Here is a 24612-nt window from a genome sequence, read left to right as displayed (position 1 = left end):
AAATCAGAATTTGGAGAATCGGCGTTGTCAAAGTGGTGGTATGAGGGTGTGGAAATTAGAATTTGGAGAATCGGCGTTGTCAAAGTGGTGGTATGAAGTCGTGGAATTTAGAATTGGAAGAATCGACGGTGTCAAAGTAGTGGCATGAAGGTGTGGAAATTAGAATTTGGAGAATCGGCGTTGTCAAAGTGATGGTAAGAGGGTGTGGAATTTAGAATTTGAAGAATCGACGTTGTCAAAGTGATGGTAAGAGGGTGTGGAATTTAGAATTGGAAGAATCGACGGTGTCAAAGTGGTGGTATGAGGGTGTGGAAATTAGAATTTGGAGAATCGGCGTTGTCAAAGTGGTGGTATGAAGTCGTGGAATTTAGAATTGGAGGAATCGACGGTGTCAAAGTAGTGAAATGAGACCGTGGAATTGAGTAATCTATAATTCGATGTCTTCAAAGCGGCAATTTAAAACCGTTGCTATTAGTTTAGAGGAAACTCGGGGTATCATTTTCGTTGGACCATAAAAGAAGAAGCAGAATAAATGGCTTCTTCCCGGAACTTTATTTCTGCACGGAAGTCAAAACAGCCTCCGATACTTCTTTTTTCATTTTTCTTATCGGCAATAAAGTCCCGAAAAATGCAATGGCGGCAGATCCAAACAGCACTGCTTCGTATCCATTTAAGGCGACTATCGACAGTACCCCGAACACAAGCAGATCAAGTGCCGAGTCGACAATTGATAGCAGCGAGATGGTTGTTGCCCTGATGCCTGAAGGAATTAAGTCATTGCTGAGCTGCGAATAGATGGGGTAACGGATGGCCCTTACATATTTTAGGGCAAAGAATGCTCCGATAACCACCCACAGTGACTGTGCCATCAAGGCCGAAAGCAGCAGACCTGCAACCGCAAGCAGTCCAGTCGCATGCATAAGGAAAATTCTTGTGAATTTACCGGTAAGCCATCCAATCGAATTGGATGCAAAATAACCCAATAAAGCTGAACAGGCATACATTACACCGAGCAAGTATACAGGCAGTCCGGCATCCGTCATCAGCGGCTGATCAAAGTAACCGTATACAGCTCCGGCAGGGATGAAAACGAGTGTGACGTTAAGAAACATGATCAAAAGCTGTGGTGCCTTGCGTATGACCGAGAGTCCTTCTTTTACTTGAGAAAAAGGATTTTCGCGGTATGAACTTTCAATGGCTGGATTTTTTACAGTCAGGACGAATAGAATTTCAACAATATGAAAAGCGAGTGAAAGCCCGATTAATAATTGAAATTGTTCGTCTTGTAAATCTTTTGCAAGATACGATCCAAAAAGGACGGCAAAGATAGAAGAAATAAATCCCGCAGACTGAATCTTTCCCATCGCTCTGTCCATGAAATCATTTTCGCCGCTTTCTTTTAACGAATCGTAGATCAGTGCTTCATCGGCACCGGAGAAGAAAGTGACCGAAAATCCGTTCAGAGCACTGTACAAAAAGAACATCCATGGTTCATAAGCAAACAACAACAGCCCGATGCTCACAAACTTAAGGACTGAACCGGTGATGAAAGAAGCCTTTGCCCCGAACCGGTCAGCAAAAATTCCGGTTGGTACTTCCCCGACCAAAACTGCGCCGCTCCAAAACATTAACACTATCAGGATAGTGGAAGAATCTAATCCTCTTTCCATATAAAACAGTGTGATGACCGTCTGCAGAAAACTGATAGTGCCAAAAAATTGAACCCAAAATAATGCTCGGATATTATGTGATGCTATGGTATTTTTCTTCAATTTAACATTCTCCTGATTCTATTGTTTTTTTAATAGAAGGCAGGAGTGTGCTGTTAATCAGACAGGCACTTTCGAAGAATAAAACGCCCTATATTCTATTCGAAGGAAGCCCTTTATCGGCAAAATTAACCGTTCACTCCTCCTTGATCGATTGGAAATGAAGTGAATGTTTTTAACATGTAAATTCCTCCTTTGAATGATCTTTAAATATATTACCATATTGTGCTAATTAGCGATATAAGTGTTACAGCGTGTTATACATTAATTTCATCCATATTGTGAGCCTGCTGTTATGAAATTAGGGATTAAGTTCATGCATGGATGGATAATTATGTTTAAATGAAAGAACATCCTATGAATATTCACAGGATGTTAAATGGTTATTTTACATTTTTGGATAAAAAAAGCGCTTTTCGTTATTTTTATTATTATAGATTGTCATTTTGTTGTTTCATTTCTTCTCGGCCGATAATCTCGTTGGCAAATTCCTGATCCTGATGTTCATTCACCGAATCACCGGGATACGGTTCGTTGATATCAAGGTATGCACCATGACCAGCATAGGCCCCCATCTGTTTTTCGCCAGCTTTTACAGAAGATCGAGCTTTTTTCAATGAAGTCACCCTTTCTTTTTCAATAGTATGTCCAGAAGGGAGGATCTCAGTAAAAAGAGCTTCATCTTTAGATGAGACAAAGGGACGGATCAGCCTATGAGTATTAGGTGGTGCTCTCTAAATAGTGCAAGCAACAAGTTTAAGAAATGAGCCCTAAATAAATATTGAAAATCAATATTGAACCACCAATCAGAAAGGCACCGGTGATATGGACACAAAGAGAGGGAGCAGGCTGTTTGCCTGTCTCCCTCTCTCATCATTTATCCCAATAATCTTCTATGAATTCGTCCCTGCCGGATTTGGCGCGGTCTTCTTTATATTCTTTTGGGTTCTTCTTATAGAAATCCTGGTGATACTCTTCGGCTGGATAGAATGTTGCTGCAGGAAGAATTTTGGTGACGATTGGTTTTTTGAACCTGCCGCTCTCTTCAATTCCTTTTTTGGATTCCTCTGCTAATTTATGCTGGTTTTCATTATGATAAAAGATGGCTGTACGGTAGGAATCTCCTCTGTCCTGGAACTGTCCGCCGTCATCAGTTGGATCAATTTGCGGCCAATAAAGATTCAGTAATTGCTTGTAGGAAAAAAGAGATGGATCAAATGTTATCTGGACCACTTCATAGTGGCCGCTGTCCCCTTTTTTTACATCCTTATAGGTTGGGTTTTCCACGTGTCCGCCGGAATAGCCGGAAATGACACTTTCAATACCTGGCATCTGGTCGAAAGGTTTCACCATGCACCAGAAACAGCCGCCTGCAAATGTAGCTTTTTCAGTTTGTTTCATAGTATGAGCACACTCCCGGTATTTACTTTCGTTCATTAATGTGTTTAACGATAATGGAATTTTATCACCAATTAAGAACCACGACAATAAAAATTACTCCACTTGATAAAAATTTTGAGGAGAGAGGAGGTTTGGATAAAAAGATAGAAGGTAATAGTCAGGGGGGAAAAGAATTCGATTGCTGGAGGGGGAAACATGATCGATCAGCAGCTGAAAGATAATTTTATCAAGAGCTATGACGCACAATCATATAACAGAAATAGAAAAGTGAATCCTGAGTGGAAAGATGCTGAGCGTGAAACCTTTCTTGGCTGGTTAAGGGAAGAGGGAAAAGAATCTTTATTGGACCTGGGAGCAGGACCTGGATTGGACAGCCTTTTCTTTAAACAGAATGGGATAGATCCTCTCGCAATTGATATTTCTGCGCAAATGGTGAAGCTTTGCAGTGATAAAGGAATTCAGGCCAAAGTGATGAGTTTTGATGAGCTCCATTTTGAAAAAAGAAGATTTGATGCCGTGTGGTCGATGAATTCACTGCTGCACGTCCCGAAGAAGGATATTGATGGAGTGCTGAAATCTATTAATGAGGTATTAACGGACAACGGACTCTTCTATTTGGGACTTTATGGTGGAAAAGATCATGAAGGAGTCTGGGAAGATGATGCCTATGAGCCTAAGCGTTTCTTTGCCTTTCATTCATCGGCATCGATCCAGAAGCTGGTTGCAAAATATTTTACAATTGAGAACTTTATTATGCTTCCGCCTGAAATTGTGGAATCTGAGTATGCGTTTCAATCATTGCTACTGAGAAAAAAGAAAGAATAAATCTACTGAGCAAGTTCCATGCTATGACTAACCGATTTGGAATTACCCCCTCTTTGGCCATTTTCAATAATTCTAAGCAAGAGGAGGTCCCTTATGAATAAACCGTACGATTGCATCATAGTGGGAGGCGGAATTGCCGGATTGCAGGCCGCCATACAGCTTGGGAGATATGAACACGCCGTTTTAGTGGTGGATTCAAATGATGGCCGTTCGACCATTTGCAGATGCTACCATAACCTTTTAGGCTGGCCGGACGGTGTCAGCGGTGAACAGCTCCGTTCCCTGGGAAGACAGCAGGCAGCGTCTTACGGGGTTGAGTTTCAATTGGACCGGATCGTGAAGGTCAGGAAAGATAAAGGCGAGTTCATTCTGGAAGGAAAGAAGGGCAGTCATTATGTCGCCCGAAAACTTCTTCTGGCAACAGGAGTGAAAGATAATATCCCGAAAATCGACCGTCTTGACCCTTGTCTTGGCTTATCTGTATATGTCTGTCCTGATTGTGACGGGTATGAGGTTAAGGATAAAAAAGTCGTAGTTCTTGGTTCTGGTGAAACGGGCGCTGAAATGGCCCTAACCCTCAACTACTGGAGTGGCGACATCATACTTGTCAACCATGGTGGCAGTGAGCTTCCAGAAGATACTCGTAAGAAGTTATCGGAAAAAAATATTGGCTATGTCGATGGGAATATCTCTGCAGCCATTGTTGAAGGCGAAAGCGACTTTAGAGGAATCCGCCTTGATAATGGAGAAGAAGTGTTAGGGGAAAGAGGTTTCGCTGCCTTTGGAGGAAATAAGGTTCATACTGGGCTTGCTGAACAACTGGGAGTCGAGATTCTGGATAATAAACATATTAATGTCAATGCACGTTCCAAGGAAACCAATGTAAAGGATGTTTGGGCAGCTGGCGACATTGTTGCTCATTCCGAACAGGTTTCCGCTGCAATGGGAGACGGTTCCATCGCTGCTATCTGGATTCATAAGAAACTGCTTTCTGAAAGAAGTTAGAAAATTTCTGCAAACTAATGAACATTAGTGAGGCAGTAATAAAAGGCTGATTCAGAAAGAGCAGAGTATATGTAATTAGACTTACACCATTTAAGGCGTAGGTCTTTTTTACATTAAGTTTTGATACCATAATAGATCTCTTGAAAAAATTTAACAAAACTGCGATACAATTAACAAGATATCGTCTAATGAGTAGATAACGATTTTTGTGAGGAGAAATTAATGTCTAATCAAGAAAAAATTTCAGAGTGGTTTCAACTGTATAGTGATGATGTGTTCCATTTCTTGGTATACCGTACAGGTAAGAGTGATGTGGAGGATATGGTGCAGGAGGTCTTTGTGAGGGCAATCAGGGGTGTGGATTCCTTTAATGGAACTGCCAGCCCCAAGACATGGCTCTTCAGCATTGCCAGGAACCTGGCTATCGACGAAATGAAAAGCAAAAAGTGGAAGAGGATTATCTCATTTCAGGCCTTTCATGAACCTCGAAACGAGAGTACGCCGGAGACGCTGTATCAGGAAAGTGAAGGAGCACAAAGCTTATATAAAGCTATTCAGGAACTGAAAAGCACTTATCGGGATGTCATCATTTTAAGAGGCATCAAGGAGTTTTCGGTAGATGAGACAGCAGAAGTGTTGAACTGGTCGCCGGGAAAAGTCAGGTCAACCTATCACAGGGCAAAGGCAGCCTTATCTAAACAACTGGGAGGGTAGTCGATGAAAAATCAGAAAAATGATGATTTAGATTCCAAATTAAAAGCTATGCCGCTTCGGAGGATGAGTGAGAAACAAAAAAATGAAATGCATCAAAATTTAATGGATCAGGTCATCCTGCATGAAAATATGACGATGAAGCAGCGCATTAAACGACGGTTTTTGCTTTCTCTTGGCAGTCTGGCAGTTGTGTGCCTTATGCTGTTTATTCTCTATGTGTCCATGAACGGGGGATTAAAGGTCTTTGGCAAGTCAGGGTATAAGGATGTCATACAACATTATGGGAAAGTAGAAAACCTGGAAGACTTTCAAGGTTTTGTTAGAGATATAGAAAATAGGAAAGCATCCTCTGTCAATGTTATTCATTATGGAATTGAAGGCCAGGAGTTTGTTCAGAAACTTTCTTACACTGGAAAAGATATAGAAGTAGAAAATGTAGTGGATGGAGACTTTAATGAATTCTATGTTTGTGGTTCTATCAGGATAAAAAAAACCAGTGACGACACGAAATACTATCTGCAAAAATGCAAAAAGGATGGAGGTTTAGGCCCGATGGACATCGATCTGTTAGAAGTTCCGCATATTGTTGAAAAAGCGTTCTCCAAAGCGGAAGTCCTTGAGAAGATTGAAATAAATGGCCAGACGTTTATTGAGGTATACCTAAGAACACCACCGGCATTTTTATCTGCAGCTAAGGACAAAAATTTCACCATCCTTATTAAAAATAGGGACGTATGGTCAGGGATGGACCCTGGAGAGTTTTATCATATAAGGTTCGGTCTTCATAAAGACGGGCACATGATTTTAGAAGAAAAGGAATTGGCGGAAGTTCAGGAATGGTAATTACAACTATGTCTTATCATTGCAAAAAAATTGATATATTTGGAACTTATATATTCCCCTTAACCAGTTTCTTGTGTATAATCTAGCTTAGCGGAAAATTTAATACATATTGTCGTATTCAGGTGATTTCAGTCGACGCTGAAATCTTAAAAGGGAAGTTGGTGAAATTCCAACGCGGTCCCGCCACTGTAAATTGGGAGCAAGCTGTGATTAGCCACTGTACTATTGTATGGGAAGGAACAGCGAGCAATGACCATAAGCCAGGAGACCTGCCTGTTACTGCTGCACCACAAGCCTACGAGGATAGGGAGGTGTAAAACGCATGAAGGTTGATATACTATCAAAAAATATGCTTTTTACACGATCATCTCTTTCTCGGAAAGAGATGTTTTTTTATTTCTAATTTTAAAAAAGAGGAGAATGGTAGATGAAAAAGTTTCAGATTTTATTGCTTGCATTACTAATGTCATTTGGAATTATTGCAGGCTGCGGAAACAGCGGAGATGCCACACATGAAAATGCTTCTAATGAGAGTCAAGTCGATCAGGGACAACCGGAGGAACAAGAAGAAGCATCCTTTCCTGTCACGATTACTGATGCTGCTGATAATGAAGTGGTAATTGAAGAAAAACCTGAAAGAATTATTTCGCTTATTCCGAGCAATACAGAAATTGCCTACGAATTAGGTCTTGGAGACAAGGTGGTAGGAGTAACTGACTTTGATAACTACCCACCGGAAGCTGCTGAAAAAGAAAAGATCGGTGGAATGGAGTTTAACGTAGAAAAAATTATCTCACTGACGCCGGATTTGGTGCTTACACATGGATCTGTAGTGAGCTCGGCTGCTGAAGGGCTTCAGCAGCTAAGGGACGCAGGTATCACTGTTGTAGTCGTTAACGATGCAAAAAGTTTTGAAGAAGTTTACACTTCCATTGAATTGATCGGTCAAGCGACCGGTGCCAATGAACAGGCGGCTGAAACAATCCAGAGGATGAAAGACGACCTTCAAGCGGTGAAAGACAAGGCTGCTGAGGTTTCTGAAGAGGAAAAGAAAAGTGTGTTTGTAGAAGTTTCTCCTTCTCCGGAAATTTTTACTCCAGGCAGCAACACATTCATGGATGAAATGCTTGGCTTGATCAATGCTAAGAATGCAGCAGAAGAACAAGAAGGCTGGGTTCAAATGAATGAAGAGGCCATTATCGCTTTAAACCCTGATGTCATTATAACGACTTACGGTTATTACACGGAAAATCCAAAAGAATTAGTGTTGAGCAGAGAAGGCTGGGGAGATGTGCCAGCAGTCAAAAACGAAAATGTTTACGATGTCCATTCCGACCTGGTGACAAGAACAGGTCCAAGACTGGTCCAAGGAGTAGAGGAACTTGCCAAAGCTGTCTATCCGGAATTATTCCAATAACAATCGAATACTTTCCTATGGATTTGCTTTTCTATTTGTAGTTCTTTCTTTATTGGCCGGTATTTCCATCGGCACAATATCTGTTCCGATATCTGATATCCTCTCGATTCTAGGTGCGAAAATTTTCCGCTCTCCCGTTCCGGAATCGGTCGATCAGATGTATGTCAATATAGTGTACAGTATCCGCCTACCGCGGGTCATACTGGCATTTTTAGTTGGAGCGTCTCTCGCAATTGCGGGAGCCGCTTTTCAAGGTTTATTGAGAAACCCGCTGGCTGATCCTTATACATTAGGGATTTCATCAGGTGCTTCCGTAGGAGCTGTCATGACTTTGTTTTTTCATATCAGCATTCCGTTTCTGGGAAACTTTACTCTTCCTGTACTAAGCATTATTACCGCTACAGTGACAATTTTTATCGTATTGCTGTTTGCACAGAAAGTTGAGCGGTCCATGAAGTTGGAGACCATCATTTTGACCGGTATCATATTCAGTTCTTTTTTAGGGTCCTTCATTTCTCTGATGATCGCCTTGACAGGTGACGAACTTCGGCAGATCATCGGCTGGCTGCTTGGCAGTGTTTCGATGCGGGGATGGGATTATATAAAAATCATCCTGCCTTTCTTTGCCGTCGGAACCATTCTTTTGCTGCTGAACACGAGAGAGTTGAATGGAATGAGCTTCGGGGAAGAACAGGCGCACCATATTGGTATAAATGTACAGGCAAGGAAACTTATGATTCTGCTGTCAGGTTCAATTCTGACGGGTGCTGCTGTCGCCGTTTCAGGGACAATCGGGTTTGTCGGTCTTGTTGTCCCTCATCTTATCCGCCTGGTAGCAGGAAATGATCACAGACATCTCCTGCCGTTATCCATATTGGCTGGAGGAGGATTTTTGGTGCTGGCCGATTTGATCTCGAGGACGATTATTGCACCAACGGAATTGCCGATAGGGGTTATAACAGCGTTAATAGGGGCACCTATATTTGCTTATATTTTAATGAAGAAAAGAGGGTAGCCCATGATAAGAACAGAAAATCTGACAGGCGGCTACGGCGATAAAAAAATATTGAACAACATCAATATGGAAGTCCATGAGGGGGAGTTTTTTGGAATACTTGGCCCGAATGGAAGCGGAAAGACCACTCTTTTGAAGATGATCAGCGGACTTCTTGATCCCGAAACCGGACAAGTCTTCGTCGACGGCAAGGATGTTAAGGAGTATACAAAGAAAGAACTGGCCAGGATGATGGCTGTCCTTCCTCAGCTGAATTCACAGGCTTTTAATTATAAGGTGAAAGACACGGTGGCTCTTGGAAGGTATGCTCATCAAACCGGACTCTTTAAGCATTTTACGGAGAAAGATGAAACGATTATCGATCTCGTTATGAGGCAGACAGGAATTCACCGCTATGCAGATCACTATTTAAATGAGTTATCCGGCGGAGAGAGACAAAGGGTATTTTTAGCTCAGGCACTTGCGCAGGAACCAAAAGTTCTCTTATTGGATGAGCCGACAAATCACTTGGACCTTTCGCATCAAAAAGACCTGCTGGATTATTTGAAGAAAGCGACGAAAGAGGCCGGTCTTACAGTGGTGTCAATATTTCATGATTTAAATCTCGCAGGTCTTTACTGTGACCGCCTTTTATTGATGGAGGAAGGAAGCGTTTCCATTGTTAATCACCCTGAAGAAGTTCTCAGGGAGGACCGTATCTCATCCGTCTACAACACAAACATTGAAAAAAACTCCCATCCTCGTGTCGCAAAGCCACAGATGTACCTGATCCCTGCACAGGTCCAGGAAGAAAAGGAATGGTGGGAAATTGACGACAGATTCTTAACCATTGGGCATGAAATGATAACTTTGAATCTGCCCAGACCTGTTAAAACCATGTCTTCCGGTGTCTGCGGAGCGGGATTAAGATGGTCTTCCACCATCGTCAACCGCCATGTTCCTGAAACGTATGATTGCGATAACTACATCGAGGATATGGAAAACTTTTTGGTGGACAAAGGGTTGGACCCTTTCAAAACAGTCGGCATGATGACGGCAGTAATGTTGGAGGATGTTTCTTTTAAGAAGGTGTCAGAAGGTGACTTATCTGTATTTGTGGTAGTTACGGCTGGTGTAGGAAATGCAGTTGATATATCCAGGAACAGCAAACAAGCACCGGTAAAACCAGGAACGATTAACACCTGGGTATTAGTGAATGGAGAACTGTCTGATGAGGCGTTCATCCAGGCAATCGTGACGGCAACAGAGGCAAAAGTCAAGGCATTGCAGGATGAAAGGGTAATGGATGCACATACAGGTACCCTGGCTACCGGGACATCAACGGACAGCATCTTGATTGGAGCGACCCAGCGCGGAGAGGTTCTGCCTTTTTCAGGACCTATTACAAAAGTGGGCAAAATGATTGGCTCTACGGTTTATGAAACGACCAGAGAAGCAATAAGCCATTATAAAAGAAGGAAGGGTCTCTTGTGATCCTACACCTGGTGTCCATTCCATTGGGTATATTTCTGGACAGAAAGATTGGAGATCCACCTAAGCTCCAGCGCCCGGGAAAGTGGATGGGATCTCTTATCGCCTTCTTTGACAGAGCTTTATATAAAGGCTGTATTCGTATAGATTGTTGCTTTCGGAAAAATCCCATGGGCCGGATTTTCCCACGGGTACCTGGTTCTTTTTCTAATAACAGGAAGAGGAGCTCTTTTCTTTCTTGCTTATCTAGGATATTTCAGGTGAATGATTTCTATTATTCTACATTCATATTTAATGGCAATAAAGTTTAAGAAAAGCGCCTTAATAAAAGACCTGCACGCAGATAAAAAGAGATGTGTAACGAGCGAAACGAAAAGAACTATAATACAGGCAAAGGGGATAATAGTCATGAAGATATATAGCAAAAAGGGAGATAAAGGAAGAACGAGTATCATCGGGGGACGGGTCGATAAGGATGATTTAAGGGTCGAAGCCTACGGCACAATCGACGAACTGAATTCATTTGTCGGAAAAGCTGTTACGGAGCTCCAAGATGAAAAGTTTGAAGACGTCCTTGCTGATTTGGAGAAAATTCAACATGAGCTTTTTGATTGCGGCGGTGACCTTGCCAATGCCACAGAAAAAATACCGATGAAACTGAAAATTGAGTCTGTGGCCTACTTGGAAAGAAGAATCGATGAGTATATTGCGGAGACGCCCCCTTTAGAAAAATTCATCCTGCCAGGTGGAACAGGCCCGGCAGCCACGATACATATCGCTCGAACGATCACCAGGAGAGGAGAAAGGCAGATTGTCAGCCTGGTTAAAACAGAGGCCTCCATTCCGGAAGTTACCCTTCAATACATTAACCGGTTATCTGATTATTTTTTCGCATTGGCAAGAGTCATCAATCATCGCCTTGGTATTCAAGATGTAGAGTATGAGAGAAGCGCGAATGTTTTCTCCTCGAACAGGAATCAGGTGAACAAAGATAAAGAAAATCAATAAATTCACCATTCTTGTCTTATTGACCGTCATTAGTGCAGTATTTGGGCATATAATTTCGGCCTTATTGGATTACCGTATGAACACTGTTTATCTGACATCTTCTTCTACGATCAGCCAAGCCAGGTCGGCAGCTGTGCAGGCAGCAGCTGACTTATATGGAACCCACTCACCGGATGTACAATCTGTGCATCACTCCTTTGATGCAGTGGGAATCAACTAATTTGGAAGTATATATTATAAGAAAAGGTTTGACGCCAGTTTAGACTGGTGTCTTTTTTATGGATTGGATTAAGGTTGATGTAGGAGGAATGTTAAAAACTTAGATTATATCTTTAGGATTGATCCGATCGTATGGCGTGCGCCCTCCTCCTGTATGAGAGTCGCCATTTTGCAGTAGACCGAACAGGAGCTTGTATTTATGTTCACTATATTAATGAAGAAACAAGAAATTTGAAGTAAATGGGACGCAAATCTTTTTTTAATTTGCCGGTAAAATAGGTATTGTTATTTTCATTGCAATACTATACAATCACTTAGTAGTTTACTAGTGAAACTTTTTCTGCTGAAATTCGTCTAATAAACTAGATTATTGAAGAAAGATTTTTGTTGCATTATAGGTTGAGCAAAATTGGCAGCATCGCAAAGTTACACATCAGTTTATGAACAGCAGCACAGACGGAAAAAGCTTAAGTAAAGAAGGTGCATGTATGAATTCACGTTTAGAATATAAAAAGAAAAAGAAAAGAAGAGGATTGAAAATGGTTCTTTTCTTGTTATTGATGATTACAGGTCTAGTCGGATATGCAGCCGTCCAGTTCTATCAGGGTACACAGCTTGCTTCTGGTGAAAGTAATACTCCTAAGGAAGAAAACTATACATTCAACGGTGTAAAGGATGCAAATGGCCGTATTAATGTCTTGCTGCTTGGGGTGGACAGCAGGGGCGAAGAAAAAGCCAGAACAGATACAATGATGATTGCCCAGGTCGATCCTAAAACCAATGAAACAAAGCTTGTCTCTTTTATGAGAGATATGTACGTTGAAATTCCTGGGTACCAAAACTACAAGCTTAACACGGCATTTTTCTTAGGGGGGCCCGATCTTCTGAGACAGACTTTGAAGCACAATTTCGGAGTAGATGTGCAGTATTATATGATTGTCGATTTCAAAGGATTTGAACAATCCATTGATGTTCTTGCACCAAATGGTATCGAGATCAATGTCGAAAAAGCAATGTCAGAAAATATCGGAGTTTCGTTGGAACCAGGTCTTCAGAATCTCAACGGAAAAGAACTTCTTGGTTATGCACGATTCCGTGCAGATGCAGAAGGTGACCATGGCCGTGTAAAAAGGCAGCAGGAGGTCATTACGGCTGTCAAAGACGAAGCATTGAGTCTGGGCAGTGTAACAAAGCTTCCGAAAATGATCGGGGCAGCGCAGCCCTATATTGAAACCAATATGACCAAGCTTGACCAAATCGGTCTTGTTAAAGATGTCCTTTTAGGAAACAGCAGCGATATACAAAAATTGACGATTCCAGTACAAGATTCCTACACAGATGGTTATTATCAACACGCCGGGGCTGTCCTAGAAGTCGATTTTGCAACCAATAGTGCCGCGTTGCAGGAATTTTTGAATCAGTAATAATACAGTCTGAATTATACTTCATTTCTGGGAGTTGAAAATAAGATCCTTTCTGCAGACAGCTTAGTGATCGTACCTCTGGAATAAACCATATGAAGTAGTGATTGAGCTATATAGGCCCATACTATATAAAGTCAAGAGGATGAAATCTCATGAGATTTCATCCTCTTTTTTGATAGCTCTTTTAGTATAGATTGTTGCTATCTGAAAAAACCAAAGGGCCGGATTTTCCTCTTGCGTTCAAGGGCTTTCCTCTCTGAAAAGGGTGAATAGCTCTTTTCTTTCTTGCTACTCCAGATAATTTCTGTGAGTTCTGGCCATATCTCTTGAGCCCAATAGTAAATAGCAACAAAGATTTAGAAAAGAGCCTTTTTGACTGAAGGTAATAAAGTTCACTCATTATTTTGGAATGTTCTATATTAATTTGGATAGTGCTCAGAACGCTTGTGTTCAGCGTTTTCCTGGTTCTTTTTTTATGCCTCTAAGCATAGTGGGGAAAACAACGAAAAATTAAATCGTGATATATAGTCCTCAGAAGGGAAATACAGGGATTATTCTCGATTTGAACAGCTCAAGAACAAATGGTAGCGCTTACACTAACTAATTCAGCTATATACACCAAACTTTAAGCAAAGCACTTGATTATGATTTTGTACGTGTTACGATTGTAAACGTTGAAAAAAGAGCGAACAAAAATACGAACAAAAAACGATTTTATTGGGAGAGGATATTTTTGCTAAACAAACAGACGGTTGCTTTTCTAGGTGCAGGTAATATGGCAGAGGCCATGATTTCAGGAATGGTTGAGTCCAAAAAAATTCCGGCAGAACAAATTATTGTATCTAACAGAAGTAATCGAGGGCGTTTACAAGAACTAAAAGCAAAATACGATATTACAGCGATAACTAAAGACGATCTAAACTTTAATGAAATAGATATGTTGATTCTGGCTATGAAGCCTAAAGATATTGATACAGTATTAGAATCCATTAAAGATATGGTGAACCCGAATACAGTCATTCTTTCAGTATTGGCAGGCATTACGACTGGACATATGGAAGAAGGGCTTCCTCAAGGGCAGAAGGTCATCAGAGTAATGCCGAACACATCCAGCATGATGAGGGAATCGGCTACAGCCATTGCAGCAGGTAAACATACTGGAGAAGGTGACATGAATGTTGCCCAGGAGTTACTGGAATGCATCGGTGAAGTCTACACGATCAAAGAAGAAAAAATGGATATTTTCACAGGGATTGCCGGCAGCGGCCCCGCTTATTTCTATTATCTAATGGAACACATCGAGAAAGCCGGAAAAGACAGCGGTCTTGAGCCGGAGGTAGCACGCCAGATCGGAGCACAAACTATTCTCGGTGCTGCCAAAATGATCATGGAACGTGAAGAAACACCCGCACAGTTACGTGAAAATGTAACTTCCCCAAATGGAACCACTGCAGCAGGACTGGAAGCACTAGCAAAATTCGGCGGCGGCGAAGCGATAGCTCAAGCCGTTAAAGGTGCTGAAAAACGATCCAAAGAAATCAGTTCCCAATTCAAAAAAGTATTAGTAGCGAATTAATAAATAGATGAAAGAATCTCTCGCTGAGATGGCAGAGCCAGAGCAGCGAGGGAGAATTCATTGCACATCAGCATTTTACCGAATTAACGCGTCACAGCACTAAGAGGGACAGTCCCTCTTAACACTGTGAAGCATTAAAGTATAGATTTAAATTATTTTTTTACAGGAGTGATATGATGTCTGCGGACACCAAGAAGCGAATCGTAATCAAAATAGGAAGCAGTTCATTAACAAGCCTTCACGGGGAGATGAGCCGCAGGAAGCTGGAGCGACTGACGGACGAAGTCGTACGCTTGAAAGATGACGGCCATGAAGTATTGCTGGTTTCATCCGGTGCAGTAGCCGCAGGATACCGAAAACTGGGCTGTCTTACAAGACCAAGCACTCTGCCAGAAAAGCAGGCAGCGGCTTCTATCGGTCAAGGGTTGTTAATTGAGGCTTACTCTGATCTATTTTTATCGAATGGTTATGTAGCTTCTCAAATTCTCATCACAAGAAGTGATTTCTCAGATGAGAATCGATATAACAATGCAAAAAATACGATTAATGTACTGCTTGAACGCGGTATTATTCCAATCGTCAATGAAAATGATACGGTTACGATTGACCGTTTGAAATTTGGCGATAATGACACATTATCAGCCAAAGTAGCAGGTCTAGTAGACGCGGATAAATTGATTATCTTGTCTGATATCGACGGACTTTATAATGACGACCCACGCAAAAACCCACAGGCAGAGCTTCTAGAAGAAGTGAATGAAATTACTCCTGAAATAGAAGAGATGGCCGGTGAACCAGGCAGTTCTGTCGGTACAGGAGGAATGCGTTCCAAAATTGATGCATTCAAAATTTCCATGGCGTCTGGAATTCCTTCTTTCCTTGGGAAATCAGGGATCGCCAACATCATTTATGACGCGGTACAGGGTGAAGCGAAGGGTACCTATTTTGAAGCAAAAGAAGATGTAATAAACCTCGATACGAAAAAGCAATGGATAGCCTTTAATTCAGGTCCAGAAGGTGAAATTACGATTGATAACGAAGCGAAAAAATCCATCCTTGAGAGCAAGAAGAGCCTGAATGCTTCAGGTATCTTTACAGTAAGTGGCAGATTCAAGAGCGGAGCCGTAGTTAGAATTTCTGACTTGAGCGGTGAAGAAATCGGTCTGGGTGTGGTTAACTACCATTCAGAAGAACTGAAAAAATTCAACAAAATGACCGATGAAGAACTTAAAAACTATGAAGAGGCAGCAGTTGAAATCGACCATCTGGTTTGCCATGTTGAGGTGCCGATTCCAGTTGGGGTATGACTTACCATGAATAAGTCTTTAAATAAAGGCTTTGTTAGTTGATGTTGGTATTAAGCGCTAAAAGTAGATAGATTATAGAGCTTACAAGGTACTATCGTGTTCGATTGGAGCGAAAGGCGTGCGACCTCCTGCGGGACTAGCGGGACAGGTGAGACCAAGGTTACGTACCCACTGGAACGTAACCCCCGGGGTCCGTACCCACCGGAACGGACCCTACCTACCGAGGAGGCTCACCGCCCGCCCCGCGGAGTCGTACGCCTGTAGCGGAAATGTAATGGCAAGATAGTATAAATGCTCATTAAAAACACTTTCACAGTGTTAAACAAAATACTAAATGGAGGTATTGGATGACTTTAACAGCCAATAAAACGAATGTAGAAGAACAAGCGATTGCAGCAAAGAAAGCAGCAAAATCACTATCTTTATTAACTACAAAAGAAAAAAATGATGCTCTTCTGACCCTTGCGTCAACTCTTGAAGAACAGTTTGAAACAATCCTTGAGGCCAATGAAAAAGACCTTAGCCGCGGACGCGAGAAAGGCTTTGACGAAGCTTTCATGGATCGCTTATCTCTTTCTAAAGAGCGCGTCTTCGATTTTGCCAACGGACTTCGTGAAGTGGCACAACTTGAAGATCCAACAGGTGTGACAGTCAGTGACTGGACACTTGAGAACGATTTGAATGTCGCAAAGGTGACAGTTCCACTGGGTGTCATCGGCATGATTTATGAAGCTCGTCCGAACGTGACCGTAGATGCCACAGGTTTGGCACTCAAATCAGGTAATGCGATCGTGCTAAAAGGCGGCTCAAATGCAATCACATCAAATAAGGCGATTGTCGACGTTATGCATAATGCACTTGAGAATACCAAGATTCCTAAAGAAGCGGTGCAATTCATCAATACAACAGATCGTGAAGCTACGCAGCAATTGTTCACGATGAAAGAACATGTCGATGTATTGATTCCGCGTGGTGGCGGTGCTTTAATTAATGCGGTTGTTAATAATGCGACAGTACCAGTTCTTGAAACAGGCGTAGGAAACTGCCACATTTACATTGATAAAGAAGCGGATGTTAAAATGGCACTGAATATCCTTGTGAACGCTAAAACCGATCGTCCTGCAGTATGTAATGCAGCTGAGACTGTAATCATTCACCGTGAATGGCTGGCTGAAAATAAAGAACAGCTGATAGAAACGTTCAACAAGCACAATATCCAAGTACACGGTGATGACCATGCTTGTAAAACCATCCCTGGCTGCACTCCTGCAGGGGAAGAAGATTGGGCGAATGAGTATCTTAGCTTGGATATCGCTGTCAAAACAGTCGAAACTACTTCTGATGCAATTGATCATATCGAGAAATATGGCACCAAGCATTCTGAAGCAATCGTTACGGATAATGCAGAAACTGCTAAAATGTTCATGACACTTGTTGATGCAGCAGCCATTTACCACAATGCATCCACCCGTTTCACGGACGGAGGAGCACTTGGTTTTGGTGCAGAAATCGGAATCTCTACCCAAAAGTTACATGCTCGCGGACCAATGGGGCTGCCTGCACTAACAACCGTAAAATATATGATGACTGGTGACGGCCAGATCCGATAAATTCATGAATATCGTCATCTCGTCTAGAGTTTTGGCTATAAAAAAATACAAAACGTCCTGTGTGTAGGCACAGGGCGTTTTTATATTTATAAATGAATTCATGCGGATGGGGGCCATCATCATCTAGAATTCCAGGTCTCTCGTCCATAAACCTATTAAATGTGCCTTCATCACCCAGAACCCAAGATCTCTCTGGGCCTTTTAATAACTATATTGAGAAAGAGGCAGCTCATTGGCTGCCTCTTCATATCCCCACCACTTCATGCAGGTCCCTTATAGTCTCGACTTTCTTTTCTTTACATAGCCGTAATAGCTCCTGAAAAATTTCCGCTGTCATGATGGCATCATTCAATGCATGATGACGTTGTTTTTTCGTGATTTGAAATTTCTTCACCAGGTCATCAAGGTAGCATTCTTTCTCATTCAGCAGTTCCTTGGCGAGAGCATAGGAATCGATATACTCAGGTTTAAAGGAGGGGAGATCCCATTTGCCGATCCTTTTCTGCAAAAAATTTATGTCAAAGGAAGCAGGGTGGGCGACGAGGATGGTACCCTTACAAAATTCGAGAAACTCCTTTAAACCGACTGGCAATGTTTTGGCTTTGATGAAATCAGCTCTTCTTAATCCGGTGAATTTTTTTGTTTCCAATGAGACTGTCTGCAATGGATCGATGACTTCATAGAATGTCTTATGATCGATGATCTTATTGCCTTGCATTTTTATGGCGCCGATTGAGACGATTTCATCTCCAATTTCAGGAAAGAAACCGGTCGTCTCCAAGTCGAAAATCGTGAAGGTGCAGCTGTCCAGCCTCTGCTGCTGATACACTGGTTTTTCCTGTTCGAATTCTTTCAACATGGATTTAAGTTTTTGATAAGAAGGATTTTTCTTCTCTTTTTCTACCTGTTTTCTAAACAGATATCTATGCCAAAAATAGTATTTTATGATTCGATATCCTACATTAAATCTAGCATCACTCATAGTTTATACCACCCGGTTACGATTGAAGCTTATCTCCATTACTTGCTGCATCCTATTTGCGATCTGAAGGGCTTCTCTCAGTTTTCGTTTATCTTCTTTTGAAATCTTATCGACTGGCAATTCGTTTGTCAGTTCAAGATTTTCTTCCAGTTCAGAGAGGTTTTGGTTCAACCGGTAGTATAAAAGATAATGCAGGGCCGTTTTGGCATTTTCTGCATCCCTCGGGTGAAATACTTTCATTTCTTTTAATGCATCAAGACGATGAACGGTGTTCACTTCCTTGATGCCATGTTTGATGGAGTGGATGCGTACCATGTTCACAATTTGCATAAGTCCCGCTTTTTTTATATTGAATCGTTTATTTCTTCCTTTTAGATTAATTCTCCCCAAGGCGTTGACCGGAATGCGGAAGCGTATAGCATCTTTTCTCAATAACTGCTGGAGATTTAAGGATTTCTTGGCTTTTTTAGCTATATAATCGCGAATGTCTTCTGCAAGGCTGTAATCTCCGAATATTGGCCTGAAATCATAGAACATAGTAAAGCTTTGAACCTCTTCAGCATCTATTTCATGAAGCCAGTCATCAACGGATGCCAGCCATTCAGTATAGGATTTGCGCCATTTACGTTCTTTCGCCATAATGCCGCCTGTACATTCATGAAATCCGCAGAGGGCCAGCTTTGTATTTATCTTTTCCGTGAACCGTTCAAAATAGTTTTCTACTGAACCGGCGTTTTCAAGGTGTGCATAATCGGCAATGATGATGCCGTTATCCTGATCGGTGTTGAAGGACTGTTCACTGCGGCCCTGACTGCCCATGACGATGAAGCAATAATTGACAGGTGGGGAACCGTATCCTTCTGAAATCATTTCCTCCTCTGAAAGCATGATGACTTTTCGATACAATCTGTCATTGTAATTTGTCAAAACTTCACTGACGTTATAGGCAAAGCTGTCCTGTTCCAGCAAACTGCCGATGAAGGAAGTGAATACCGTGTTTTCAATTGGCGACAAAGGGATAAGTTCATCTGTGCTGGAAGCCGAGGTGATGCTGTATGACAGGTCAAGGTAGCTGGAGTCATGGATATTCACAAAAGAAAGTCCAGTCAGCAAGCCAACCACTATTCCATTTCGAAGGACGGGAACATACTTTGCACCTTCATAATTGAAAAGTGACAGTGCCTCATAAGCAAATGCTTCATCCCTTACCCAATAAGGCTTTCTGTTCATCCATTCTCCAACTGAAGTGGCAGCCCCTTTACTAGTCAAGTATCGAAGGATTTCCGTCTGGGTGACGAGTCCCTTCAAGGCAGTTTCCTCATCAGTCACTACAATGGCTTCAACCTGTTCATCAAGCATTTTTTGTGCCGCTTCTTCCATGGTTGCCGTCTTTAACAGGGTGACAGGAGATTCCATCAGGACATTGACCCTTGTGCGGAAAAGGGATAAGTCGGCGGATTCCTCCTGTGACTCTTTATATTTAATCTCATCGTAGAGAGTCTTCATGCGGCTTCCAAGGCTTTCAAAGATGATTTGCGAAAACTCTTTATTGTCGGTAAGCATGTCAAAGAATACTTTTTTATTGAACCGGAAAAGGGTACATTCTTCAATCGCCTGTACCGAGAAACTCATATCACCGCTGGTCCAAAGGATCATCAGGCCGACAAGGTCTCCAGGATAATAATACCTGAGTGAAACCTGCTTCCCCGAAGGTCTGTGAAGGACGTTTTTAGCTGTGCCGGAGATAAGGAAATAAATGTCCAGTTCTTCTTCGGATTCTTTTTCGTGAAATATAAATTCATTTTTAGCAAACTTTTGGAACTTAGCATGAGATACCAAATGTTCCAATTGCTCTTGTGATAAAAGATCGAATGGATACGAAGAATGTATGATATTATAAAACTCAGCTTTTTTCACCAGGCAGCCTCCTCGTCACAAGTTGTGCTTTCAATATAAGTAATCCCTTAAACCGGGAAATGAACTGTCTTCTCCTCTATGTAACCTTAACATAGAAATAGTGCATCATTAATGATTTTGCCTGAAATCTTTTGGGGGGATGAAAAAGCCAGTGCATGGAGCAGCACTGCGCATTCAGTTTGGGAACACCTTTATCTTTATCAATCAACAAGAATGGATATTTATCAAGCCTTTCTAGCATTTACTTAGCCGCATTTATTTTCTAAAAGGGCAGGGAGGTGTTTAAAAACAGGATATATCAATATTCAATTATGATGGTCCAGTCAAAAATTTTGCTGCTCCATAAAGAGAGGGAAAGCAATGGTCGGCAAGATTGTCTGGGTCACTATCGGCAATCAGAATCGTACTGCAGCCCGCTTTTTTACCTGCCTCAATATCCGGTTCCCGGTCTCCAATCATATAACTCTTTGATAAATCGATGTAATGTTTATTAGCTAAAGACAGAATCATTCCCGCTTCCGGTTTTCGGCAAGCACATCCTTCATAAGGTTTATGGATGCAGCTGGAGAATTCCTCAATGAAGCCGCCTCCTTTTTCAATGTCTTGTTTCATTTTAGCGTGAATTTCTTCCAACCCCTCTTGAGAGAGATACCCAAGTCCAACACCGCCCTGATTTGTAACGATGAAGGTTTTATATCCTCTATCATTTAACATTTTGACCGCTTCTGGCACTCTCTCGAGGTAGTGTATGTCAGAGGGTTTATTGACGAACTTTACTCTTTTCGATAAGACTTCATTGATTACCCCGTCACGGTCTAAAAAAACTGCTTTTTTCACGAAAATTCTCCTTTTTTATACAGGTTATTACTCAGAAGAGCGTAATTTGTCATATCTTGCGCTTTCCGGGGAAATAACAGAAAATTTAATTAATTCACACGCTTCCGATAGTAGTATTTTCTTCTACTGCTGAATCTATAATCTTCTTCTCAAAGAAGTTTTCACTTATGGAAATATGGGAAATTAACAAATAGAGAAACGAACAACTATCAAGGGAAGGAGTAAACAATATGAATAAAGAAAAGGCGAAAGGACATGCCAAAAAAGGCGCTCATGAGGCAAAACCATGGGTTAAAGGATTAGGGCGCATGGGGTATTTAGCCAAAGGAAGCGTATACGTGTTAATTGGAGTTCTTGCTTTCATGGCAGCCATTGGGGCAGGAGGCAAAACAACTGATACCAGTGGCGCCCTGGCGTCGATTGCAAGCCAGCCGTTCGGAGAAATTTTATTATGGATATTGGCAGTAGGCTTGGCGGGTTATGTAATATGGAAAGTTGTCGAGGCGATCACCGATCCCCAGAACAAAGGAAATGATGCTAAAGGAATTCTGATGAGAATTGGATTTATATTTAGTGCAATTGTATATGCAGGGCTTGCTTACAGAGCTGTTCAAATTGCATCAAATGCGGGAAGCAGCGGGGGAGGAAACAGCAAGCAAACCATTACCGCTCAAGTTCTTTCCCAGCCATTTGGTCAATGGTTGGTCGGAATTGCAGGTGCCGCTGTCATTGGATATGGACTATATGAAATATATAAAGGGTACAGCGAAAAATTCACCGACTCTTTCCAGAGAAGCAAAATGGATAAGAAAGAGTATCAGCTTGGCAAGAAAACGGGTAAAGCCGGATTGATGGCCAGAGGCGTCGTATTTTGCATCACTGGGTATTTCCTGATTCAAACGGCTATCACTACGAATCCGAATAAAGCAAAGGGACTGGATGCCGCACTTTCAGAAATTGCTCAACAGCCTTTTGGTAAATGGATGCTTGGTCTCGTTGCAATAGGATTGGCTGCCTATGGAGTTTTTCAGATCCTTAAAGGAAAAAATAAAAATATGGCATTCTATTAAATAGACGCTTTTCTAAATTCCTGGCAGGTTAAAAGAGCAATTCATCCTGTAAAAGAGAATAGTCCTTGTACTAAAGGGAAAAATCCAGCCTTTTGGATTTTTCCGATAGCAACTTTATATACGAAAACAGATTATTAATAAGAAAAAAGGCTGTCACGTTTATGGCAGCCTTTTTACGTGGTTAAAAAGTGTGAATGAGTTTCAGTCGCATAGAGAGAAGCGTCTTGCTTTCCTTCATACGCATGATTTTAAAAAATAAAATGCCTGATTTTCAATGTCAGGCATTTGAACTAATTCCAGAGAAACTTCTTCAGCAATTTATCTACTTTCTCTGTTTCATGCAGACCGCTGTGGTCGATTGTTTTATCTTCTATTAACTGTTTCTGCAGGTTTTCTGCAGGTACAATATGTTGGATAGCGAAGGCGCTGTCGACGTCCACGACTTGGTCGCCGGCTCCTGCGATAGCCAATACTTCGATGTGGGCCGGGAATTGATTCTTATTTTTCACCAGACTGTTCAATGCTTCTGATTCAGGTTTCAAATCAATGACTGCTTCCCCGGTATTCACCTGGTGATAAGACTCGTGGGCGATTCCGTCAAAGGGACTCCCGATTACGGCAAATTTAACCGTTTCCGGCTGCTCATCGCTTCCATTCAAGGATTCCAGGTAATGAGTGGAAACAAGACCGCCCATTGAATGGCCCACGAGGTTGACCTGCTCGACTCCATATTTATCTTTCAATCCTGTCATGACCCGCTGTAGCCATGTTGACGTTTCTGCAATTGATGCTTTGTTTTTTTCGAAAATGACTTGAACAAGTGGCGGAAGGGCAGAGTCGGTTAGGAGCGAGCCTTTCCAAGTGACATCACCTGCAGCAGACACGTATACGACCAATTCCCTTTTTCCCCAATTATTCTTTTCAAATCGGTAGATCATGGTTTTGAAAGAGTTGTAGGTCCCTTTATAGCCGTGAACGAAAACGGTCGGTATGTCAGTTTGCGCAGAAGAGCTACTCTCTTTTGATTCCGCAATCTGTGATTTTAAAGATATATAAATTAATGAGAAGGATAGTAAAAGCATAGCTCCTACGGAAAAGACCTTCTTTTTAGTCAGGGTGCGTGTCATTAAAGGTAAATCTCCTTTTAGTGGATGATATAACTATGATAAACGAATATGTATGTCTTGAAAATGATTTATATGAAATTCTTTTGTAATATAATCAGTAATATTTGGTAATAGTGAAAGTCAAAGAAAAAGCCGGTACCGGTCTATGTGAAACTGGCCGGACTGGCTTTTTCTTTAAAGGCTCTTTTCATATATTTGGTTACTATTTGGATGAGACAGTTAATTTCCGGTCCAAGTGCGCGACTCAGCTGGAGCTAGACGTCGCTAGTCCAGCAGGAGATCACACACCTTCCGTTCCAATCAACCATTCGTAAAAGCATGCAGAATAATTAGTCTAAAAGCAACTAGCTTTTTGAAGACAGCTTTTTTTAAAAACTCATATTAGGAAAAAGTCTTTTCGCTTACGACTTCATGGTCTTCATTTTCTACCAGCACTTTTGCGGGCTGGTTTTCCTTAGCTAATCTTTCGGCTTCATCAATGGCCTCCGAACGTCCATTAAATAGGGTTGTCGGAGCTACATCCTCTATTTTTACATACCAGCCGGATTCATCCTTATTGGGTACAACATAATATTCTTTCATTGCTATCGCTCCTTTCTAAGTCTTCAAATTTTTCTTTCCCTCATGAGGCAGGAGTGAAACCTAAAGGGATAGTAGAATAAAAACTATATATCACTTTTTTCACCATCAGCTTTTTGATATAATGGACCTTCAATACAAATGAACTAAAGTTCCATGCAATGGAGTTGATATAATGAGCAAAAGCAAAGGCGGCGGAACAGGCAGGGGAACAGGGAAGAAAGGCTGGAACCGCTGGCAGAAGAGTGCAAAGAAAAAAGCAGCTGCCAAACCATATACGAGTAAAGGCACTAAACACAGTAGCGGTTCAGAGAAAAACTAACAAAAAGAGCTGTCTCCCGATACGGGAGACAGCTCTTTTTACTTTTCAGGCTATGCAGAAAATGCTTTTAGGATAGGAAGTTATCATGGGTGTTCATGGTTCGGAGGATTGTACAAATTCACCCTTGAAAGAATGACAGAGTGATAGCATTCGTCACTAACTACCTGAAGCTGAG

The 24612-nt window shown here is 41.7% G+C and carries 22 protein-coding genes, 1 pseudogene and 1 riboswitch; of the genes and pseudogenes, 15 read left to right on the top strand and 8 right to left on the bottom strand.

The window, feature by feature from the left end; all coding sequences use genetic code 11:
- Positions 1-551 precede the first annotated feature (551 nt).
- From V1502_RS12235 to msrA, 3 genes are all read right to left on the bottom strand, one after another.
- Positions 552-1772 carry an MFS transporter gene (locus V1502_RS12235; RefSeq protein ID WP_409250927.1) on the bottom strand — a complete coding sequence of 407 codons (1221 nt, stop codon included), beginning with the start codon at positions 1770-1772 and terminating at the stop codon, positions 552-554.
- Positions 1773-2200: 428 nt separating this feature from the next.
- Entirely contained in the window at positions 2201-2386 is a 186-nt protein-coding gene (locus V1502_RS12230; RefSeq protein WP_409250926.1) for a hypothetical protein, read from the bottom strand.
- A gap of 256 nt (positions 2387-2642) precedes the next feature.
- The gene (gene msrA, locus V1502_RS12225) at positions 2643-3170 is read right to left on the bottom strand and encodes a peptide-methionine (S)-S-oxide reductase MsrA (protein ID WP_409250925.1); all 528 of its coding nucleotides are present in this window, start codon (positions 3168-3170) and stop codon (positions 2643-2645) included.
- Positions 3171-3365: 195 nt separating this feature from the next.
- On the opposite strand from msrA, the gene V1502_RS12220 reads away from it, so the two are divergent.
- From V1502_RS12220 to V1502_RS12160, 13 genes and pseudogenes are all read left to right on the top strand, one after another.
- The gene (locus V1502_RS12220) at positions 3366-3995 is read left to right on the top strand and encodes a class I SAM-dependent methyltransferase (RefSeq protein WP_409250924.1); all 630 of its coding nucleotides are present in this window, start codon (positions 3366-3368) and stop codon (positions 3993-3995) included.
- A 93-nt stretch (positions 3996-4088) separates the two neighbouring features.
- Positions 4089-5000 carry an NAD(P)/FAD-dependent oxidoreductase gene (locus V1502_RS12215; RefSeq protein ID WP_409250923.1) on the top strand — a complete coding sequence of 304 codons (912 nt, stop codon included), beginning with the start codon at positions 4089-4091 and terminating at the stop codon, positions 4998-5000.
- A gap of 222 nt (positions 5001-5222) precedes the next feature.
- On the top strand, positions 5223-5714 hold the full coding sequence (locus tag V1502_RS12210) for an RNA polymerase sigma factor (RefSeq protein ID WP_409250922.1): 492 nt from the start codon (positions 5223-5225) through the stop codon (positions 5712-5714).
- A 3-nt stretch (positions 5715-5717) separates the two neighbouring features.
- Positions 5718-6557 (top strand): DUF4362 domain-containing protein, encoded by an 840-nt coding sequence (locus V1502_RS12205; RefSeq protein ID WP_409250921.1) that lies wholly within the window; start codon positions 5718-5720, stop codon positions 6555-6557.
- Positions 6558-6660: 103 nt separating this feature from the next.
- A riboswitch (cobalamin riboswitch) is annotated at positions 6661-6849 on the top strand.
- A 135-nt stretch (positions 6850-6984) separates the two neighbouring features.
- The gene (locus V1502_RS12200) at positions 6985-7974 is read left to right on the top strand and encodes an ABC transporter substrate-binding protein (RefSeq protein ID WP_409250920.1); all 990 of its coding nucleotides are present in this window, start codon (positions 6985-6987) and stop codon (positions 7972-7974) included.
- Complete coding sequence (locus tag V1502_RS12195) at positions 7940-8989, top strand: FecCD family ABC transporter permease (RefSeq protein ID WP_409250919.1); 1050 nt, start codon at positions 7940-7942, stop codon at positions 8987-8989. The genes V1502_RS12200 and V1502_RS12195 overlap by 35 nt, the downstream gene beginning before the upstream one ends.
- Before the next feature lie 3 nt (positions 8990-8992).
- On the top strand, positions 8993-10462 hold the full coding sequence (locus V1502_RS12190) for an adenosylcobinamide amidohydrolase (protein ID WP_409250918.1): 1470 nt from the start codon (positions 8993-8995) through the stop codon (positions 10460-10462).
- A 405-nt stretch (positions 10463-10867) separates the two neighbouring features.
- Complete coding sequence (locus tag V1502_RS12185) at positions 10868-11467, top strand: cob(I)yrinic acid a,c-diamide adenosyltransferase (RefSeq protein WP_409250917.1); 600 nt, start codon at positions 10868-10870, stop codon at positions 11465-11467.
- Between the two features lie 70 nt (positions 11468-11537).
- A pseudogene (locus V1502_RS12180) lies at positions 11538-11687 on the top strand (M4 family metallopeptidase); the annotation flags it as partial.
- 487 nt (positions 11688-12174) lie between these two features.
- Entirely contained in the window at positions 12175-13110 is a 936-nt protein-coding gene (locus V1502_RS12175; RefSeq protein WP_409250916.1) for an LCP family protein, read from the top strand.
- A gap of 733 nt (positions 13111-13843) precedes the next feature.
- Positions 13844-14686 carry a pyrroline-5-carboxylate reductase gene (gene proC, locus V1502_RS12170; protein WP_409250915.1) on the top strand — a complete coding sequence of 281 codons (843 nt, stop codon included), beginning with the start codon at positions 13844-13846 and terminating at the stop codon, positions 14684-14686.
- Positions 14687-14862: 176 nt separating this feature from the next.
- Positions 14863-15993, top strand: coding sequence for a glutamate 5-kinase (gene proB, locus V1502_RS12165; protein WP_409250914.1), 1131 nt, complete (start codon positions 14863-14865; stop codon positions 15991-15993).
- Positions 15994-16340: 347 nt separating this feature from the next.
- Positions 16341-17603 (top strand): glutamate-5-semialdehyde dehydrogenase, encoded by a 1263-nt coding sequence (locus tag V1502_RS12160; protein WP_409250913.1) that lies wholly within the window; start codon positions 16341-16343, stop codon positions 17601-17603.
- Positions 17604-17847: 244 nt separating this feature from the next.
- Here V1502_RS12160 and V1502_RS12155 read toward each other — a convergent pair whose 3' ends face one another.
- The 3 genes from V1502_RS12155 to V1502_RS12145 form a co-directional block, all read right to left on the bottom strand.
- Positions 17848-18585 (bottom strand): PolC-type DNA polymerase III, encoded by a 738-nt coding sequence (locus V1502_RS12155; RefSeq protein WP_409250912.1) that lies wholly within the window; start codon positions 18583-18585, stop codon positions 17848-17850.
- Positions 18586-18588: 3 nt separating this feature from the next.
- Complete coding sequence (locus V1502_RS12150; RefSeq protein ID WP_409250911.1) at positions 18589-20502, bottom strand: DUF294 nucleotidyltransferase-like domain-containing protein; 1914 nt, start codon at positions 20500-20502, stop codon at positions 18589-18591.
- Between the two features lie 309 nt (positions 20503-20811).
- Positions 20812-21339: a D-glycero-alpha-D-manno-heptose-1,7-bisphosphate 7-phosphatase gene (locus V1502_RS12145; protein ID WP_409250910.1), complete on the bottom strand. Its 528-nt coding sequence runs from the start codon at positions 21337-21339 to the stop codon at positions 20812-20814.
- A gap of 230 nt (positions 21340-21569) precedes the next feature.
- Here V1502_RS12145 and V1502_RS12140 point away from each other — a divergent pair, with 230 nt between their 5' ends.
- The gene (locus tag V1502_RS12140; protein WP_409250909.1) at positions 21570-22409 is read left to right on the top strand and encodes a DUF1206 domain-containing protein; all 840 of its coding nucleotides are present in this window, start codon (positions 21570-21572) and stop codon (positions 22407-22409) included.
- A 290-nt stretch (positions 22410-22699) separates the two neighbouring features.
- On the opposite strand, the gene V1502_RS12135 is transcribed toward V1502_RS12140, so the two are convergent.
- Both V1502_RS12135 and V1502_RS12130 read right to left on the bottom strand, forming a co-directional pair.
- Complete coding sequence (locus tag V1502_RS12135; protein WP_409250908.1) at positions 22700-23536, bottom strand: alpha/beta fold hydrolase; 837 nt, start codon at positions 23534-23536, stop codon at positions 22700-22702.
- Between the two features lie 381 nt (positions 23537-23917).
- Complete coding sequence (locus V1502_RS12130) at positions 23918-24118, bottom strand: DUF2188 domain-containing protein (protein ID WP_409250907.1); 201 nt, start codon at positions 24116-24118, stop codon at positions 23918-23920.
- A gap of 172 nt (positions 24119-24290) precedes the next feature.
- On the opposite strand from V1502_RS12130, the gene V1502_RS12125 reads away from it, so the two are divergent.
- Positions 24291-24437, top strand: a complete 147-nt coding sequence (locus V1502_RS12125) for a DUF3934 family protein (protein ID WP_409250906.1) — start codon at positions 24291-24293, stop codon at positions 24435-24437.
- Positions 24438-24612 lie beyond the last annotated feature (175 nt).

The organism is Rossellomorea sedimentorum, from assembly GCF_046237645.1.
Classification (GTDB): domain Bacteria; phylum Bacillota; class Bacilli; order Bacillales; family Bacillaceae_B; genus Rossellomorea; species Rossellomorea sedimentorum.
This window is presented reverse-complemented; position numbering and strand designations above follow the sequence as displayed.

Bases quoted from the DNA above. Each gene is read 5' to 3' on its own strand.
- V1502_RS12210 (WP_409250922.1), top strand. From the start codon at position 5,223: ATGTCTAATCAAGAAAAAATTTCAGAGTGGTTTCAACTGTATAGTGAT.
- V1502_RS12190 (WP_409250918.1), top strand. From the start codon at position 8,993: ATGATAAGAACAGAAAATCTGACAGGCGGCTACGGCGATAAAAAAATA.
- V1502_RS12130 (WP_409250907.1), bottom strand. From the start codon at position 24,118: ATGAAAGAATATTATGTTGTACCCAATAAGGATGAATCCGGCTGGTAT.
- V1502_RS12220 (WP_409250924.1), top strand. From the start codon at position 3,366: ATGATCGATCAGCAGCTGAAAGATAATTTTATCAAGAGCTATGACGCA.
- V1502_RS12125 (WP_409250906.1), top strand. From the start codon at position 24,291: ATGAGCAAAAGCAAAGGCGGCGGAACAGGCAGGGGAACAGGGAAGAAA.
- V1502_RS12135 (WP_409250908.1), bottom strand. From the start codon at position 23,536: ATGACACGCACCCTGACTAAAAAGAAGGTCTTTTCCGTAGGAGCTATG.
- V1502_RS12205 (WP_409250921.1), top strand. From the start codon at position 5,718: ATGAAAAATCAGAAAAATGATGATTTAGATTCCAAATTAAAAGCTATG.
- V1502_RS12185 (WP_409250917.1), top strand. From the start codon at position 10,868: ATGAAGATATATAGCAAAAAGGGAGATAAAGGAAGAACGAGTATCATC.
- V1502_RS12200 (WP_409250920.1), top strand. From the start codon at position 6,985: ATGAAAAAGTTTCAGATTTTATTGCTTGCATTACTAATGTCATTTGGA.
- V1502_RS12155 (WP_409250912.1), bottom strand. From the start codon at position 18,585: ATGAGTGATGCTAGATTTAATGTAGGATATCGAATCATAAAATACTAT.
- V1502_RS12215 (WP_409250923.1), top strand. From the start codon at position 4,089: ATGAATAAACCGTACGATTGCATCATAGTGGGAGGCGGAATTGCCGGA.
- msrA (WP_409250925.1), bottom strand. From the start codon at position 3,170: ATGAAACAAACTGAAAAAGCTACATTTGCAGGCGGCTGTTTCTGGTGC.
- V1502_RS12140 (WP_409250909.1), top strand. From the start codon at position 21,570: ATGAATAAAGAAAAGGCGAAAGGACATGCCAAAAAAGGCGCTCATGAG.
- proB (WP_409250914.1), top strand. From the start codon at position 14,863: ATGTCTGCGGACACCAAGAAGCGAATCGTAATCAAAATAGGAAGCAGT.
- V1502_RS12160 (WP_409250913.1), top strand. From the start codon at position 16,341: ATGACTTTAACAGCCAATAAAACGAATGTAGAAGAACAAGCGATTGCA.
- V1502_RS12175 (WP_409250916.1), top strand. From the start codon at position 12,175: ATGAATTCACGTTTAGAATATAAAAAGAAAAAGAAAAGAAGAGGATTG.